Raw genomic sequence first — 17,785 nt, 5'->3', positions numbered from 1 at the left:
ACATCCTTGTGGGGCTGAAGTTAATTAGTCTTGGATTTCGCTGCGTAGATATTTAAACAGCTCTTTAGATGATTTTGATTCTGGGCTTTTGGCCAGTTCTTTGGTGGCTTGACGCACCAAAGTACGCAGTTTTTGTCTGTCTAATTGCGGATAATGCTCGACGACAGTTTGAATCTCATCATCACCTTGGGTGAGTAAGCGTTCACGCATTTTTTCGAACATTTGTAACTTAGCGGTCTCGTTGTTGTTTTTATTCAACACGATAGCGAGTGAAGCCTTGATTGGCTCAATATCAAAATTACGCATCAATTTGCCGATATACTGCATGTGGCGACGATACGCCTCAGTATTGACCTTGATTTTGCGTGTTTGCAGGATAGCGTCGTACAAAAACTCATCCAGCTCGATTTTATCTAGCTGAGTCTTGCTCAGTGAAACAAGCTCCATACCGACTTTTTGCACGGCTTCGCTATCACGCTTGTCCGTTGTTTTGCTGCTGACATAATCTTCATCTATGTCGTAGGGCTGTTTAAAATGTTCTGAATCACCAACAATCTTCATATAGATAAAACCTCAAGTAATTTACTGGCTAATAATAACATCTCCAGCCAAAAATCGCCTAGGTGAATGTGTTTATACCCAAGCTACCTGAAGATACGAGTTTCAGAGCGCATAGGGTGCTTCAATTCAAGGCGCAGCAATGACAGAATGTCGGTTACCTTTTGAATTGATGCAACACGGAAGTGGAGTGCCCTAGGCGCTCCGTCCCGGCGGCTGATGTTAACCACGGGGTAACGCACTTTATGCTGTGTTGGTTATTTTTAACTTAGCCCGCTAGGTCTGCAAATAACCGCCTTGCCTAAAGTGCGTTAAACTCCCGCTGAATCCTGCATCTTCAGGTTGTTTGGGTATAGGATACGCTCTCAAGCCTAAGTCCGCCGCGAATAATTAATGTGAATGGGATTTGTGTTTGTTATGCTACGGCAATTGCCGACAACGAAAGAGTAGCTTTGTGTCTTTGAACAGAATCGATAGTGAATTGGGCGCGCTGAAAGATGCGGTGGCCGTGGCGCTGGAATATGCCAACAAATTAGGAACGAACGCTGCCGAAGTGGCGATCAGTAAACAACAAGGTTTGTCGGTTTCTACCCGTTTAAAAGAAGTTGAAACCGTTGAATTTAATAAAGATGGTGCCTTAGGAATTACGGTTTACCGCGATGGTTGCAAGGGCAGTTCATCGACGTCGGATTTAAGTCCAGAGGCCATCGCCTTAGCGGTGAAAGCGGCCGACGATATCGCCCGTTATACTTCTCCGGATCCATTCAGTGGTCTTGCCGATAAAGCCTTGATGGCAAATCAGATCCGCGATCTTCAACTGTATTATCCACAAGATATTTCCCCCGATGAGTTAGCGCAACTGGCGATCCGCGCCGAAACTGCGGCGCTCGATGCCGATCCACGTATCAATAATTCCGACGGCGCCAGTGCCAATGCTCACACTGCGGTTAAAGTGTATGGCAACAGCCACGGTTTCTTAAACGGTTATTGCAGCTCGCGTTATAGCTTGAGTTGCAGCGTGATTGGTGAAGATAGCGAAGGCAATATGCAACGGGATTACGATTACACTATCGCCCGTAAATTCAGCGAGATGCTTGCACCTGAAACGGTAGGTTTAAAGACCGCCGAGAAGACAGTGAGCCGCCTCGGTGCGCGCAAGATCGCTACTACGCGTTTACCCATTTTATTAGCGCCAGATATCGCCACAGGGTTAATCGGCCACTTTATCGGTGCGATCAGCGGTGGCAGTTTATACCGTAAATCCAGTTTCTTATTGGATTCGATCAACACCCAAATCTTCCCCGATTGGTTTAATATCGAAGAGCAGCCGCATTTACTGGGCGCATTGGCAAGCGCGAACTACGACAGTGAAGGCGTGGCGACCCAAGACAGACGCATTATTGACCGCGGCATGTTAGAAACCTATTTGCTGACCAGTTACTCGGCGCGCAAGTTAGGCTTAACCAACACGGGCCATGCGGGCGGTATTTATAACTGGACGCTCGGCCACACTGGCCAAACCTTCGACGAATTGGTAAAAGACATGGGCACAGGTTTGATTGTGACCGAAGTTATGGGCCAAGGCGTGAACATGGTAACGGGCGATTATTCCCGTGGTGCGGCGGGTTTCTACGTTGAAAACGGTGAGATCCAATATCCAGTGGAAGAGATCACTATCGCGGGTAACTTAAAAGAGATGTTCCGTGGCGTGCAAGCCGTGAGTAAGGATTTTGATCTGCGCTCATCGATTCGTACCGGCGGTATCTTGTTATCTGAAATGAAGATTGCGGGTAACTAATCCATAGTCTCACTCGTTCTGCCGTGCTGCTATAGTGCGCTTAAGTCGTCTCAGTGCTTTAGTGCCTGTGCTTTAGTGTCAGTGGCATGAATGTGGTTCGAGCATAAAAAAGGGCAAGCGATTAATCACTTAATCTGCTTGCCCTTTTTGTTTAACGTTCGGATTAGAGCTGTTCGACCTAAAAATCCGCGCTGTTAAAAACCATGTGGTTAAAAACTATGTTGTTAAAAACAGTGCCTTTAAAATCAGTCGTTAAAATGCATAGCTTGCGCTGAGTTCAAACGAGCGACCTGCACCGGCAATCTGGTTAAAGCCATTGGTATTATCGGCCTTAAATTCAGCCACACTCACGCCGCCCAGTGGCAGCTCATAGTAGCTGTCGAACAGATTATTCACGGCGAAGGTAACAGTCAGATCCTGCCATTTCATACTGCTGTTCAAATTGAGCAAGGAGTAGCTGTCGGTTTCATTTTCAAGGCGGCGGTCATCTACGCGATCTTTGGTCGCAACCCATTGCCATGAAAGACTGTTTTCCCACTGACCTAACTGATGTTGCAGTGCCAGCTCAGTTTGCAACGGCTTGATTTGATATAAAGGTTCATCACCCTCATCTCGCTCGCCACGGGTTACATTCACTTTGCCTAACACTTGCCATTTACCTGTGCTGGTTTCGGCAAACTGATAGAGCGCATTAAAACGTGCGCCATAGAGATTGGCATCTAAGTTAGTGAATTGGAGAATATTGCGTTTGCCATCAGGCGAACTGGTGCGATTGAAGCTACCAATGACTTCGGCATCGACATAGTCAGTCACAGCTGTGTACCAAGCCGTGGTCGAGACTTGCCAGCTATCATCGTTATATTTGTAGGCTGCGCTCAGGGTATGGGCGGTTTCTGGTTTAAGATCCGGATTACCCACATAACCATTACCATCACCATACCAACCTATCATAGTGGTCGCCATAGTGCCGCGGCCCCAGCTATAACGTTCGTACAGATTAGGTGCACGATTCTTGCGGGCTAAACCAAACTCAAGTTGTTGATTGGTCGATAATTGATAGCGCGCCAGTAAGGTGGCATCGATCAGATTATCATCACGTTTTCTGTCCATCGCATTAAAGGCTTTTGCCGCTTCGGCGTCGACATTGGGCATGCCCATCATAGGCATGTTGCTATAGGCTTGGACTTCACCGGTATTGGTGGTGACATACTCAAAGCGAACACCCGCCGATAACCACCAGCTTTGACTTAAATCTTGCTGCCATTCGCCATAAACGGCGGCACGGCGGCGTTCACCATCGTTGATGTTGATGTAGTCATTGGGCGCCATCATAGTGCTAGGCACCGCAGGCCAAACATCGTCGAGCTGGTAGCTATAGTATTCTTGACCGACCAGTAAGGTGCTGTCATCACCCATTGGCAAGCGCCAGTGTAGTTGATAGCTGTAGTCATCACCTTCAGTGTTCATTGGCATCTTGCCGGTTTTTTCTGGGGTGAAAAAGCCCATCTCGTGTTTCACGCCGTGCCAGTTTACTTGGGCACTGAATTCACCGTCATCGTCGAGTTTGAGTTGATAACGGGCGAGGGCACCGTAACTCTTGTTATCCGTCATATCCATGTATTGGTTAGCAAAACCTTGGAATGGAATATTCTGATGGGTTAGTTTGATGGCGACTTCTTGAGTCTCATCGCGCCATGCGGCGGTCAATGCATGGTTTTGTGCGCGGTATAGAGTATCTATGACTTTATCGCCATTACCATCTTTATAGCTGTTGGCATCTTCATAGGCGCCTTGATAGCTAAGACTGACATTTTTGCTGGCGACTGTGGCGTTGGTGCCGAGTAATAAGGTGTCACTCACACTGCGATATCCAGTTGAAATATCGCCACTATTCCACTTGATGGCCTCGCTTTCACCAAATTTAGGGTTAAGGCTGCTAACCTTAATCACGCCCGCAATATTATCGCCACCGGCACTGACTGGCGATACGCCCGCAATGACTTCGGCTGTGGTGATTTGATTGGCGGAGATATAGGACAGCGGTGGATTCATTTGGTTTGCACAGGACGCGGTAATGTCCGCGCCATCGACCAGCACTTTGATGCGATCGCCCATCATGCCATTGAGGATAGGTAGGGCCGATACGCCGCCCGCTTCGGAGAAATCGACTCCTTGCCCTTTCAGTAGATTTTCAGCCGAGCCTAAGGCGTTACGGTTTTCGGTCTGTTGGCCATGGACCTCTAAGCGTTCAATATTGGCTAATTCGCTGTCGTCAGCCATGGCCTGTGGCGCTAGTGATAAACCCATGGCGATTGCGAGGGATGAGGAAATTACTGAAGTTTTAAACGGGTGAGATAAATACGCAGAATTTGCAGCCATCTTATTGTCTTCCATTCACTTGGATTAATTGCGCTGCATTATAAAGAGCATCTCAGTGTGGCAGGTGCGGCATATTGTCGCAGAGGGTAACAAAGCGAGTTAAAACATCAGAATATGGCTTGAGCAGAAGACAAGTTTTCCACTTTTTAATCAGTTAGGCATGATTCGCTTAGTTCTTTATTGGTTCCTCAATTGGTAAGAGGTCCAATAGAACTCTGCGTTAGCGGTACTTTTTGTGATTTAAGCTAACCCAAATGAGGCATTTTAATTTCTGGGATTTAAGCTAGCCAAAATACTTGCTATACAAGCGCTGAGTTTCACCTTGGGAATCCATGGCGGCGAGTGCTTTGGCAAATTCAAAGACTTTAGAATCTGGTGTTAACACTGTGGGACTGTTATCTGGGCTGATGGGGATATCGGCGCGATAGTTGGGGTTGTGTCTACCGCGGTAGTGGCGGCTTTTTTTCGAGAAACCGAGGTACATTTCCTGCGGTAATTCGCTGTAGTGATAGTGGAGTTTAAACTGGCTTTGGTCACGATTTTTAAGGTAATAATGCAAAGTGGTTTGATCATAAATAAAAAAGTCCCCTTGGTTTGAAAGTAAATAATCCAAGGCTTTAGGGACGGTTAACTCAGGCGGTTTGCGTACCTTGATTTTGTCGGGTAAGCCGCCAAAGTCGTAACTGCCGGGGGCGATTAAGAGGATCATCTCATTATGGGCTAACTGTTCAATGGAGCGAATATCGGCGGCGCCAGCACGGCTAATGCCAATCGCACGTTGTGAAAGTCCATTGGGGATAAAATGCGCGTATTGAGCCCGCTCTTCGGTGAAATTAAGGCCGGGATAAAAATCGATATTGCCGAGTTTGAGATCCCGCAGAATACGTAATTTAGGTGCGCGCACCACATTGAGTTTGCAGCCAATCTTGTCCGCCGCCGCTTGGTAGAGTTCGTGATAAAATCCCGTGTTATTGGACTCGTCTCCGATAAAGGGTAAGCGTTCGCTGGTGCGATACCCCATAGTCATCACGCAGGAGTCTGAACTGGAAAAAGCGTTGGCAAGCGGGGTTTGAAGCATTATCAGTAAAAACAGTGCGCCGAGCCAAGGTTGAGCGACTAACACAGATGTCAAATTGATCTCCTTATCTGTCGATTACAAAGTGTAACCTGAGTGCCAATAAAGGTTATGGCAAAATCCACTCACTAAACCTATTAATAAATCTTATTGATTATTAAGCTAATATATTATTTTTGTTTGAATAATCTATCATACTTTCCTACTAGTCAAAGTCATTTTTTATGTTGGAGTGCACAAACTCTGTACATCTGATTTGATTGCGTTATAGTTTGCGCTGTTAGGCTATGGGCTTAACTTTCATTAAGCAGTGAGGCATAAAATGACTAAGCAAAAACCGCAAAATATGCCCTTAGAACACGAAAGTGGTCGAGGCACCATTACCGATAACGCACTCAAAGCGTTAGTGACGAGTCCCTTGTTTAGGACCCGCACCGAGAAAGCGAAAAAGGGCAAAGGGTCATACGATCGCAAAGCACAAAACCGAAAGGGGCATCAGCACAAGGGCGATGCCCCTTTTGACTTTCTAGGTCTGCGCTTTTGTTAATCAGCTTTTTTACTGCTTTAGTTCGCTGTTTTAGTCTGCTGTGTTAGTGCCTCGTTAATCCTGCCAATTCATGCTCCTCCACCTGCCTTTACGCCAATCTTTACGCTTAAATCAGCCTTATTATTGATACTCCTTGTTGGAGGTTAATTGTACTTTCGCCCTGAGCGAGTATGGTGAACGCTTAGAGCGTTTTAGCGAAGGAGATGCACATGGCACAGCAATATCGAGTTGAACACGACACTATGGGTGAGGTTAAAGTCGCCGCCGATTGTTATTGGGGCGCACAAACCGAGCGTTCGCGGCAGCACTTTCGTATTGGTGCTGAGGCATCTATGCCTGTCGAAGTGATCTACGCTTTTGGCTATTTAAAGAAAGCCGCCGCTATTACCAATCAACAGCTTGGCGTCTTGCACCAAGATAAAGCTCAACTGATTGCCCAAGTGTGCGATGAGCTGATTGCAGGCGAACTCGATGCGCAATTTCCTTTAGTGATTTGGCAAACGGGCTCGGGCACGCAAACCAATATGAACGTCAATGAGGTGATTGCCTATCGCGGCCATGTGCTCTCGGGCGGGCAACTCTCCGATACGGTTAAATGTTTGCACCCCAATGATGATGTTAACCGCTCGCAATCCTCCAACGATACTTTCCCCACCGCCATGCACATTGCCGCCTATCGCCAAGCGGTTGAGCTCGTTTTGCCCTGCATGAGGTTATTGCAGCAGAGCTTGCAGGATAAGGCCGATGAGTTTGTGCACCTAGTCAAAATCGGTCGCACACATTTTATGGATGCAACACCGTTAACGTTAGGCCAAGAGTTTTCGGGTTACGCCGCGCAGTTAAGTCATGCCATCGAAGGCATTGAGCACAGTCTCAAGCGGGTGGCCGAGTTAGCCTTAGGTGCGACCGCCGTCGGCACTGGGCTGAATACACACAAGGATTACGCCGTTAAGGTGGCGGACAATATTGCAAAACTCACGGGTTTGCCCTTTGTGACGGCGCCGAATAAGTTTGCTGCCCTTGCTGCCCACGATGAATTAGTCGCCCTATCGGCGGCCTATAAAGTGGCGGCGGTTAGTTTAATGAAGATCGCAAATGATATTAGGATGTTAGGTTCTGGCCCGCGCTGCGGCATTGGTGAGTTATTACTGCCTGAAAATGAACCGGGTTCGTCGATCATGCCGGGAAAAGTCAACCCGACTCAGGTCGAGGCTATGACTATGGTGTGCGCGCAAATCATGGGTAATGATGTCGCCGTTGGGATTGGCGGCAGCAATGGTCAGTTTGAGCTCAATGTGTTTAAGCCGATGATCATCGCCAATGTGCTGCAATCGGGGCGCTTATTGGGGGATGCTTGCCAGTCGTTTAATGACCATTGCGTAGTCGGCATAGTGGCGAATGAGCCACAAATCGCGCAGCATGTGGAGAACTCACTCATGTTAGTGACAGCGCTAAATCAACATATCGGTTATGAAAAGGCCGCTAAGATAGCTAAAAAAGCCCATAGTGAGCATAAGACACTGCGCCAAGCGGCATTAGAACTTGAGTTTGTGACTGCAGAAGAGTTCGAGCTTTGGGTCGATGCCAATAAGATGTTGGGACCCGATGCTTAATGCTTAATTCAAAACGTCTCATCCTAGCTGCTGATAAATCAGCGAAATTGAGGCTGGCAATGAATCAATATCGTGGGCCAAGACAGTGTGAAGAAACAGTGGAGTAAGGATGCTGAAGCATTCGCAGTGTTAATGCTTACGAAATGATAAAAACAAAAAGCGAACCAGAGGTTCGCTTTTTGAGTCATAGCCTGTCCTATATCAGAACGGCTTAGTCTTGGGTGTCAGCGTCGACCACTTCAGCCCACAGATCGTGTTCATCTGAATGGGTGATGCGGGCACGAACCAACATACCGGGTTCCAGCTCAGTTTCACCATTGATAAACACCATGCCGTCGATTTCTGGTGCATCGGCGAAGCTGCGGCCAATGGCGCCTTCTTCGTCTACATCATCAATCAGAATATCTAAAGTACGGCCAACGAAACGGGCTAAACGCTCGGCGCTGATCTCGGCTTGGAGTTCCATAAATCTGTGGTATCTGTCTTCTTTAACCTCTTCGCTGATAAGCTCAGCGATAGTGTTGGCGACAGCGCCATCGACTTCAGAATATTTAAAGCAACCTACGCGGTCGAGACGAGCTTCTTTTAAGAAATCGAGCAGGATTTGGAAATCCTCTTCGGTTTCACCTGGGAAGCCGACGATGAAGGTTGAGCGGATCACTAGATCTGGGCAGATTTCACGCCAGCGTTGAATCGCTTCTAACTGACGGTCAACACGGCCTGGACGCTTCATCATCTTGAGGATGCGCGGGCTTGCATGCTGCATTGGAATATCCAAATACGGCAGAATCAAACCTTCGGCCATTAGCGGGATCAAATCGTCAACCCATGGGTATGGATAGATGTAATGCAGACGCACCCAAGCGCCCATTTTACCCAGTTGGCGCGCTAGGCTAGTAATGTCTTGCTTGACTGGTATACCGTTCCAAAAATCGGTACGACCGCCTTTGTCTTTGCCGTAGGCCGAGGTGTCTTGGCTCACAACTAGAATTTCTTGTACGCCTGATTCCACTAAACGCTTAGCTTCATCTAAGATGCTGCCCGCTGGGCGGCTGTCGAGATCGCCACGTAGCGAAGGAATAATGCAGAAAGTACAACGGTTGTCGCAACCTTCTGAAATCTTTAAATAAGCGTAATGCTTAGGCGTTAACTTAACCCCAGTTTGTGGGATTAACGAGGTGAAAGGGTTGTGCTCTGGCTTAGGCACGTACTTGTGAACATGCTTCAACACCGCTTCGTAGCTGTGTGGGCCAGTGATTTCTAACACATCTGGGTGCACTTCGCGGATCTGGTTTTCTTTGGCGCCAAGGCAGCCAGTGACGATCACTTTGCCGTTTTCTTCTAAGGCTTCACGCACAGCATCCAGAGATTCTTCCACCGCAGCATCGATAAAGCCGCAGGTATTGACGATAACTAAGTCGGCATTGTCGTAGCTGTTAGTGACTTCGTAGCCGTCGATGCGTAACTGAGTCAGAATACGCTCTGAATCCACGAGGTTTTTTGGGCAGCCCAAAGACACGAAACCGATGCGATTCCCAGTGGTAACAGCATTAGTGCTTGCTGCTTCTAATGTTTTGACTGGGATATCAAGCGTGGTCGTTTGCTTGGGTTTAAAAGTTTCAACTGTCATGGTTTCTCGCTGAGGTATAAGCTGCCTTAAAAAAGTTGGCGGATTATACCTGAAGTGATTAAAAGGTACAGTAGCTTTGGCTGAAAAATGTACAACTAGGGCGCTGAATATGCCAGTTAACCCTATGACCTATTCTGGGTGTGGGTATAGAGATATCCGCTAGAGATCCGCAGTCGAACTCATAGGGATAAAAAGAGCTAAATATTTTTCAGAAAAATTAACCCTTTTTAAAATCCGCCGCGTTTATAGCGAGCAAGAGACAGTTTGTTGATGCTGTTACATATTGGTACAGGTATTGGCACTTTTTACTGATAGCCTAAGCGCTAAATAAGCGACACAGTCGTGTTAGCCGTCTCGTTTGAATATGCGTTCTATTTGAAGTGGTTTAGGTATAAGCACATTATTTTTGGAGTAAGTTATGAAAAATTCTCTTTTAGCGGTATTGGTGGCGGGTGGTCTTTTTTCTAGCGCGTTTATGGCGCCAGCGGTACTCGCCGCTGAGGTCGATTTCCCGCATATTGAAACCATGGGTGTGAGTCAAATCCAAGTCGAGCCCGATATGGCGGATGTGAATGTGGAAGTGGCCGTGACCGAAAAAACTGCTAAAGCCGCCAAAGATAATTCCGATGCCGCCGTGGCTAAGTTTATCGCCCGTCTCACCGCAGCGGGTGTGACTAAAGATCAGATCCAGAGCGCGAATTTAAATCTTCAACCGCAATACGTCTATGTGCAGGATAAAGCGCCAGAGCTGACGGGTTATACTGCCAGTCGCCAAATTACCGTGACGGTAACAGACTTAAGCCGCTTGAATGCTATTTTAGATTCTGCCTTAGAAGAGGGCATGAATCGGGTCAATAACATCGCCCTTAAGTCGAGCAAAGAAGCTGAATACGTCGCCAAAGCACGTCAAGCCGCGATTGTGGATGCCAAACAAAAAGCCGAATCTTTGGCTAAAGGCTTTGGTGAAAATCTCGGTAAGATTTGGCAGATCCGTTATTACGATCAACGCCCTGTGCAACCTGTCATGTTGCGTATGAGTGCTAAAGCCGATGCCATGGGCGCCGCCGAGAGTTATCAATATGGTCAAGTGAGCATAGAAGATAGAGTTGAAGTGATTTATAAACTGAAGTAAATCAGTCTGAGGCATATGGTGATGGATGAAGCTCCTATTGGGATTCATCTATTTTTTTATGCCGTTTACAATCGTTTTATATTTTTGGAAATAGCATTCTTCACTCTAATATGTGATGGATTTTATTAGGATGATGAACAGTAAAAACTGGCAAATTTAAGTATTTATCCTCACACTAGTAAGGTTAATGTTTAGGAGGCCGTTTATGGATTTTCCCGCTCGAATAAAGCAACAAACTTGCATGGATTGCTTAAGTGGCAAGTCATTAGGATTTGAAATTCGAATGGCATTTCAACCTATTATCCATTGGCCTAGTCGTGAGATTAGCGGTTATGAAGCCCTGGTCAGAGGCCCTGATGGTGAAGGGGCTGCGTGGGTGTTTGAGCGGATTAATGAAAATAATAAATACTATTTTGATCAGGCTTGCCGTGTTAAAGCGATAGAAACCGCTTCAAAGCTGGGACTCGATAAGATGCTCAGTATCAACTTTTTACCTAATGCCGTATATAACCCTGAGACCTGTATCCGCGCGACGATTGAAGCCGCCGACATGTATGGGTTTGATATTCACAAAATCATGTTCGAAGTGACTGAGGGCGAGCAAATTGTCGATCGGGCAAAATTAGTCCGTATCTTCGAGAGCTATGCTAAGCGTGGTTTTATCACTGCAATCGATGATTTTGGCAGTGGTTTTGCTGATTTAAGCTGGCTCGAAGCCCTGCGCCCTCAAGTATTAAAACTTGATATGACCTTGATCCGTGATATCGATCTCGATAGAGAAAAGCAGTTAGCTGTGGATGAAATACTGCGTATTTGTTTAGAGCTTAATACAAGAGTTTTGGCCGAAGGCATTGAGACTGAAGCCGAACTTAATTATCTCGCTGGAATAGGGATTGAGTATTTTCAGGGGTATTATTTTGCCAAACCACAACTCGAATATTTAAGTTCCTATGAAGAGCTGAGCTTTCACGCCCCAAAGTAAATGGTTAGGTGGATTGATATTGTTGTACGATTAGAGAGATAACACGTGCTGAGACTCGATGGATAATTCTTTGTTTCTGATATCGGCTAACTGATATATCATGCGCCACCTAAAATTGCCCTTGTTACCTACTCGCTACTATGTCTTCCAACGCGCTCTATACCGATTTATCCGGTTATTACGATTTAATGTGTTCCGATATTAACTACCAGCAACAGAGCGCGAGTATCCATCGTCTGCATCAGTTCCTCGGCAATAATGGTAAGCAACATCTTGATTTAGCCTGTGGCACTGGTCCACATGTGCGGCATTTTATCGACCTTGGTTATCAGTGCAGTGGCCTTGATATTAATCAGCCTATGCTAGACATGGCCATGCGTCGTTGCCCTGAAGCTCAGTTTAACCTCCAAGATATGACGGCTTTTTATTTAGAAGAGCGCGTCGATTTGATTACCTGTTTTTTATATTCCATCCATTACAGTGCTTGTATCGAACGCCTTAAAAGCTGTATCGCCAGTGTGCATAGCGCACTTAATGACGGTGGGCTGTTTTGTTTTAATACTGTCGATAAGCACAGAATCGATAACACAAGTTCGGTTAAGCATTTTGCCGAGTTTGATGGTAGTCATTTCGCCTTCGAATCCGGCTGGCATTACAGTGGGCAAGGTGAGAAACAGTCATTAAAGTTGAGTATTGCCAAAAGCAGTCAGCCGTTTGCTGAGCTCTCGCCTTTACCTGTCTCTGATATGAAAGGCTTAGGCTCGCTGGAAGCCGGGTTACATGCTGCAGGTTTGCAAGAAGTGGGCTTACAAGAAGTTCACAGTATTGAGCAATGGCAAGACCAACATGCTATGGTCGCTACCAGCTTCACTGAGCTGCAGGAATTGTTAGCGCCCTATTTTGAAGTGCATGTTTTCGAACACGATTATGAAAGAATTGTCCCGTGGGATTTAGCATCAGGTAATGCGCTGTTTGTTTGCGTGAAGATTTGACCTTCTGTTGAAGGTTGGTAACAGAAGGCTTGCTCATAATGTCACTGTTACTTGTTAAATCTCGCTTCTCTTTCAGTCTGTTTTTATTTAAAGCCAAATTAAAGTTGTAGGCTTCACTCTTAATTTTCCATCAAGAGTCGACCAAAAGGGGAAAGTACCAATTCCCCTTTTGGATATTCCTTGCCAAATAACGTCAATGCTTAATAATCAGTTCGTCATCCATGACTCTTGTTCATAACGCTGCCGCACAGTATTCCCGTTAAAGCTTGCTTTAATAAACTTGTTTTAATAAGTAAGTCGCACAATATAAATGATAATAGAATTAATTAAATGTAATAATTTTGTATGTTTATTTTGTTACCTATGAAATAGTTACAATTTCACAGGCAATAAATACATTAAGACAGAATTAGCACGGCTTTAGTGTAAGTATGAAAAAAGTTTCATGTGTTTTATAAAAATAGTTAACTCGAATTTAAAATATTAAAATAAATCTATGGTATTGATAAGTAAGGTTATTGTTTTAATTGTGTATTGATCTGAGTGTGGTTTTGCGAGGTTGGCATTATTTTTGTAATGTCCTTAGTGTATTTAAATAATTAACTAGGAGTACTTTATGAAAAATCCCATTCTTACTTTAGCTGCCATTATTTCTTTAGCCTCTTTTAGTGCATATTCTCATGCTGATAACATGAGCAACAGTGATGCCGCAGAAAACGGAATCTATGTCGGCGCTAACTACGGTTATTTAAAAGTCGATGGCGATGATGATTTTGATGATAATAGTGATGTAATGCAGGGTCTTGTTGGTTATAAGTTCAATAAATACCTTGCTCTTGAAGGTAGTTACATTAACTTTGGTGATTATGGTAATGGTTTAGCCAATGCCGAAACCGATGGTTATACGGCAGCCCTTAAAGTCATGCTTCCCATTGCAGACCGAGTTGAGCTATATGCTAAAGGTGGTCAGTTATGGTATTCGACAGATTATGACGTCGTCGGTTTTTCTGGCAATGACGATGGTGAAGGTGTATTCGCCGGCGCCGGTGTGGCATTTAAAGTCACAGATCGATTTTTAATTAATGCTGAGTACACTTGGTATGATGCAGATATTAATGTCGATAGCGTCGCCAATGGCGGAAAAACAGATACAGACTTTAATCAAGCCAGTATCGGTGTTGAATATCGCTTCTAATTATTCGTTGTTGATATTTATAATTTAAATATTAATTATTTAGGTGTGACACGCCAAGTGTCACACCTTTTTTACGTTGATTTTATTTTTATTGTAAAATTTATTTGTTTTCACTTATTTTAAATAAAGATTAAAGGCGTGGGGCTTCACCCCACACCCGACCAAGGAGGACTGCTCGTCCTATCCTCCTTGGATTCTCCAAGACGCCCCTAACGGAGTTGAAAACCCCTTGTGCTCATAGCCAAATTTGCTATCGCTTCCGAAGGATGCGTCCCTGCACCTGCGAAAGCTAGCTCGCCATCCATGGCGAGACTCACGCATTTTGTCTATTCGCCCTGCGGCAACTCCGAGGGGGGGGGACTTCTGTAGGGGCAGTGTCGGCTGTTAATCCCATAAGAGTTATGCCTGTCTCATCTTTTCTTGAGATGACCATATGTCCGATCTTTTCAATTTTTCATGTTACTTGTTTTATTCCTTTTTCCCCGTAAACCCAGCTAATGCCAGCCAACGTGAAAACCAGTTTGGTTGCATTTCTTGATAACGTATATATTTTTGTTCAATTTCCTTAAGATTCTTAATAAAAATACCAGAGTCTGCAAAATAGTTAGGAAAGGCTTCTTTTAGATTATTTATGGAAGACGATGATACTAAAGCGACAACAAAGCTTGGGTTTTTTGCTGCTTCTTTTTCAAGAATTAAATAATTTTTCGCTGCCTCAGAGAATAAGTCATCAGGGTAGTTCCATACATTTACTGTACTCTTTGAAAAGTCAACTCTTATCAAGTTATAACTATCATCAACGATTTCCATTTGCTCTTCTATTGTTTTTAATGAGTTAGCAAAAGCATGGAATTTTTTATAAATATCCAATTTTTTTATATAAGAAACAGTCAACATCAATGACTCAAAAACATCTTCTTGAGTTCTTTCTTCTATTTTGCTGAACTCATTGCTTGCAAGCTTAAAGAATTCTAACCATTCTTTTTCACCTTTATTACTTTTTAAGCTTTGGTTAGTGAAAAGGTCTACAATTTCAATCGCTGTTGCCCATGAATGTTGAATAGTACTTCTTAACTGGATTTCGACTGGATAGTCAACACCATTCTCTTCGTCTTTATATTTTCCGATTAGATGAATACCTCTATAGCCATCCTCTTTGGGGTTTTCAATATAATCAGTAACCTTAAACATTCTATTTTTATTTAACTCCCTACGTAATTTATAGACATTTTTTGTAGTTGCTAATATTGCTCGGCAACCTGCAATATCCTGCATATTTCTCAGTTTCATTCCATCGAAACGTTTTAGCTTATTTATAATTGATGGTGTTCGTTTTAATCTGGATACAACAATATGCTTTTTATCAATTTTATCACAAGCTAATTGAATAACATTTGACATGTGCTTGAGCGCATTTACATGACTGGATCTCCAGTTTGAAAGGATCTCCATGCTTTCCTTGTATCCATTAGGATCATCATTAATGATGTTATCAATAATTAGCTTTTCACCTGCTCTTTGAACCGCTTTCTTTGAATAAATCAACTTACAATGTTCCATTTGGTCAGCCTCTTTCTCAAGGTAAGCCATACTTCTTTTAAGTGTATTCAAATTTACTCCATCTATATTTTTAATGCTTAAATTTACTGAAAAGCAACTAAAAGTACATTACCCGAACTTCTTATGAAACCTAAACCGTAATTGGCTGGGAACTTGAACGAAACAATTAAATAATTATTACATATCAGTATTTTAGTGTCCATTATGATGAGTTTTCAACAATTTTCCATGCAGTAAAAGTGAGACTTTACCGAAAGTTCGGGATAACACCAAATCCTAAGGAATGCACCATCCCCTCGGAGTTGCCGTAGGGTATTTGCGTTCGTTGCGTGAGCGAGGCATGGATGCCGAGATAGCGTCAGTCGAATCAGGGACGAGCGTCTGACGCGATAGCATAAGGACGCTAAATGCCCAAGGGGCTTTCAACTCCGTTAGGGGCGTCTTGGAGAATCCAAGGAGGATAGGACGAGCAGTCCTCCTTGGTCGGGTGTGGGGTGAAGCCCCACGACTTTGACTTTGATTTTTCTCAGATTTGCATTTCAGAATTGAGTTAAATTGACTCATACAAATAAATCCAAACCCAAGTTTAAAAAACAAAAAGGCGCCTAAGCGCCTTTCTACTCTTGGGGAAAGGGAAAACTCCTCATCCCACAATGATTTGATTACACAATCAGATCATACTCATCTTTGAGTATCTTGATGATATCTGCCTTTGGATTCGCTGGCAGCGGGATTGGAGCGCCAGTCACCTTCTCGGCAACGCCGGTGTAAGTGCGTGACACTTGCATCATGGCCTCAAGTGGGAGGTCATTGTCGCGGGCGAGGGCTTCACGCTCTGGCATTCTGTCTTTGTTGAGCAGCACATCAGGATCGGGAAAATGATTGAGCAGGAATTGGCGGAAACCCTCTTTGGAGTTTTCCAAAATCTTGCCATCGCGGTAGGCTGCGCCGTCCCAAATACGTGATGAGTCTGGAGTGCCGACTTCATCCATGTAAATCAGTTTTGAATTGCCATCTTTATCGGTCACATAGCCAAACTCGAACTTGGTATCGACAAACACTTGGTCAATGTCGGCCAGTGCTTTTGAAATCACTTTAAAGCCATCTTTTAACAGCTTCTCGTACAGGTCGATATCTTCTAACTTTTCAAAGCCAAAGGCTTGGTAGTTGGCTTCGATATCGCAGCGGCTGATGTTCACGTCATCTTGGGCTGGCACGCCTGGGATGCCGGTTAAAATGCCCTTAGTCGATGGGGTGATTAGCAGCTCAGGTAACTTTTGATCTTTCTCTAAGCCTTCTGGCAGTGTGATGCCACAGAATACGCGCTCGCCCTTAGAGTAAGCGCGCCACATTGAGCCTGTGATGTACTGGCGGCAAATGGCTTCGACTTTAATGGGGCGGGCTTTTTGGACTATCCATACGAACGGGTGCGGGATATCCAAAATATGGCTGTCGGCTAGGCCGTTTTCGGCGAACAGTTTAAACCAGTGGTTAGAAATCGCGTTTAATGCCGCGCCTTTACCGGGAATGCCTTTGAGGCCACCTTCACCGTGGAAGATACAGTCGAAGGCCGAGATACGGTCGCTGATCACCATGATGGCGAGCGGGGTATCTTCGGGGACGTTATAACCCTTGGTTTTGATTAAACGGCGGCTGTCGGCATCGGTTAGCCAGTAAACGCTGCGAACCTTGCCGCTGTGGACTGGGCTGTCGGTGCGGATTGGCAAATCGTTATTCACGGCTAATACGGAATCAGCAAGACTCATGACGAGTATTCCTTAGGATAGAGAGTGTAGGGATAAGGTTTTTATAAGTGTCGGTTTGCAGATGGACTATGGCGTTAGCAACAGCCAGATTCATTGCAACCGCTTTATTATTCGCGCTTGGCTTAGGGCGTAAATCGCTCAGCCAGTTTGCGGGATTTGATGTTAAATCTTGAACAGCAAAAGTCGTATTTTCGGGCGGTGTTTGAATTGTGTTGGGTGGAGATAATGCAAGGGAGGGAACAAACGCAGGGCAAGGTTGGCACCACAGTGAAAGTGGTCTGTGAAAGCGGGCTGGGCCCGTGCCATTTTGCTCGAAAATGCTAACCATTAATCCGAGAGAACCTTGTTCTAGACTGCCGCGAAAAAGTGGCGACATTCTACCTTTTTTGACAAAATTTGCCACGGCTATTTGCATCGCTCTTTGCACAGATCTTTACATAGCTCTTTACACTGCTCTTTATATAGTTCTGTGGCTTGAATCTAGCGGGCATAAGGATTTGCAAGGGAATCACGCGCTAACACTCAGTGCTGAGTATCATGGAGGGCTGGTGTTCTGCG

Annotated in this window: 14 protein-coding genes; 7 read left to right on the top strand and 7 right to left on the bottom strand. The window is 44.9% G+C overall.

Annotated elements, in window-relative coordinates; genetic code table 11:
* Window positions 1-24 precede the first annotated feature (24 nt).
* Window positions 25-561, bottom strand: coding sequence for a ribosome biogenesis factor YjgA (yjgA, locus tag L5M51_RS11920; RefSeq protein WP_198573074.1), 537 nt, complete (start codon window positions 559-561; stop codon window positions 25-27).
* A 451-nt stretch (window positions 562-1,012) separates the two neighbouring features.
* Between yjgA and pmbA the strand changes: the two genes are divergently transcribed.
* The gene (gene pmbA / locus L5M51_RS11915; RefSeq protein WP_105251299.1) at window positions 1,013-2,356 is read left to right on the top strand and encodes a metalloprotease PmbA; all 1,344 of its coding nucleotides are present in this window, start codon (window positions 1,013-1,015) and stop codon (window positions 2,354-2,356) included.
* Between the two features lie 252 nt (window positions 2,357-2,608).
* Here the strand turns inward: pmbA and L5M51_RS11910 are convergent, their stop codons facing one another.
* Window positions 2,609-4,735 (bottom strand): TonB-dependent receptor, encoded by a 2,127-nt coding sequence (locus L5M51_RS11910; RefSeq protein ID WP_263172896.1) that lies wholly within the window; start codon window positions 4,733-4,735, stop codon window positions 2,609-2,611.
* Between the two features lie 283 nt (window positions 4,736-5,018).
* Window positions 5,019-5,867 carry a substrate-binding periplasmic protein gene (locus L5M51_RS11905; RefSeq protein WP_317629940.1) on the bottom strand — a complete coding sequence of 283 codons (849 nt, stop codon included), beginning with the start codon at window positions 5,865-5,867 and terminating at the stop codon, window positions 5,019-5,021.
* Between the two features lie 265 nt (window positions 5,868-6,132).
* On the opposite strand from L5M51_RS11905, the gene L5M51_RS11900 reads away from it, so the two are divergent.
* Both L5M51_RS11900 and fumC read left to right on the top strand, forming a co-directional pair.
* A complete protein-coding gene (locus L5M51_RS11900) occupies window positions 6,133-6,357 on the top strand; it encodes a ribosome alternative rescue factor ArfA (protein WP_131523432.1) in 225 nt (74 codons plus the stop codon).
* Between the two features lie 209 nt (window positions 6,358-6,566).
* Window positions 6,567-7,970 carry a class II fumarate hydratase gene (gene fumC, locus L5M51_RS11895; RefSeq protein ID WP_263172894.1) on the top strand — a complete coding sequence of 468 codons (1,404 nt, stop codon included), beginning with the start codon at window positions 6,567-6,569 and terminating at the stop codon, window positions 7,968-7,970.
* A gap of 211 nt (window positions 7,971-8,181) precedes the next feature.
* On the opposite strand, the gene rimO is transcribed toward fumC, so the two are convergent.
* A complete protein-coding gene (gene rimO / locus L5M51_RS11890; RefSeq protein ID WP_263172890.1) occupies window positions 8,182-9,600 on the bottom strand; it encodes a 30S ribosomal protein S12 methylthiotransferase RimO in 1,419 nt (472 codons plus the stop codon).
* Between the two features lie 418 nt (window positions 9,601-10,018).
* Between rimO and L5M51_RS11885 the strand changes: the two genes are divergently transcribed.
* The 4 genes from L5M51_RS11885 to L5M51_RS11870 all read left to right on the top strand — a co-directional run bounded on the left by L5M51_RS11885 (window position 10,019) and on the right by L5M51_RS11870 (window position 13,901).
* Window positions 10,019-10,732: an oxidative stress defense protein gene (locus tag L5M51_RS11885; protein WP_006083233.1), complete on the top strand. Its 714-nt coding sequence runs from the start codon at window positions 10,019-10,021 to the stop codon at window positions 10,730-10,732.
* 205 nt (window positions 10,733-10,937) lie between these two features.
* Window positions 10,938-11,714: an EAL domain-containing protein gene (locus tag L5M51_RS11880; RefSeq protein ID WP_113940061.1), complete on the top strand. Its 777-nt coding sequence runs from the start codon at window positions 10,938-10,940 to the stop codon at window positions 11,712-11,714.
* Window positions 11,715-11,854: 140 nt separating this feature from the next.
* Window positions 11,855-12,706 carry a class I SAM-dependent DNA methyltransferase gene (locus tag L5M51_RS11875; RefSeq protein ID WP_263172888.1) on the top strand — a complete coding sequence of 284 codons (852 nt, stop codon included), beginning with the start codon at window positions 11,855-11,857 and terminating at the stop codon, window positions 12,704-12,706.
* Window positions 12,707-13,322: 616 nt separating this feature from the next.
* Window positions 13,323-13,901: a porin family protein gene (locus tag L5M51_RS11870; RefSeq protein WP_105251308.1), complete on the top strand. Its 579-nt coding sequence runs from the start codon at window positions 13,323-13,325 to the stop codon at window positions 13,899-13,901.
* A 468-nt stretch (window positions 13,902-14,369) separates the two neighbouring features.
* Here the strand turns inward: L5M51_RS11870 and L5M51_RS11865 are convergent, their stop codons facing one another.
* The 3 genes from L5M51_RS11865 to L5M51_RS11855 form a co-directional block, all read right to left on the bottom strand.
* Complete coding sequence (locus tag L5M51_RS11865) at window positions 14,370-15,512, bottom strand: RelA/SpoT domain-containing protein (RefSeq protein WP_263172886.1); 1,143 nt, start codon at window positions 15,510-15,512, stop codon at window positions 14,370-14,372.
* Window positions 15,513-16,123: 611 nt separating this feature from the next.
* Window positions 16,124-17,227: a phosphoribosylaminoimidazolesuccinocarboxamide synthase gene (locus L5M51_RS11860; protein WP_263172884.1), complete on the bottom strand. Its 1,104-nt coding sequence runs from the start codon at window positions 17,225-17,227 to the stop codon at window positions 16,124-16,126.
* Window positions 17,214-17,642, bottom strand: a complete 429-nt coding sequence (locus L5M51_RS11855; protein WP_317629939.1) for a hypothetical protein — start codon at window positions 17,640-17,642, stop codon at window positions 17,214-17,216. The genes L5M51_RS11860 and L5M51_RS11855 overlap by 14 nt, the downstream gene beginning before the upstream one ends.
* Window positions 17,643-17,785 lie beyond the last annotated feature (143 nt).

Origin of the sequence: Shewanella sp. SM73 (assembly GCF_025653795.1) — a bacterium.
Lineage (GTDB): Bacteria > Pseudomonadota > Gammaproteobacteria > Enterobacterales > Shewanellaceae > Shewanella > Shewanella oncorhynchi.
This window is presented reverse-complemented; position numbering and strand designations above follow the sequence as displayed.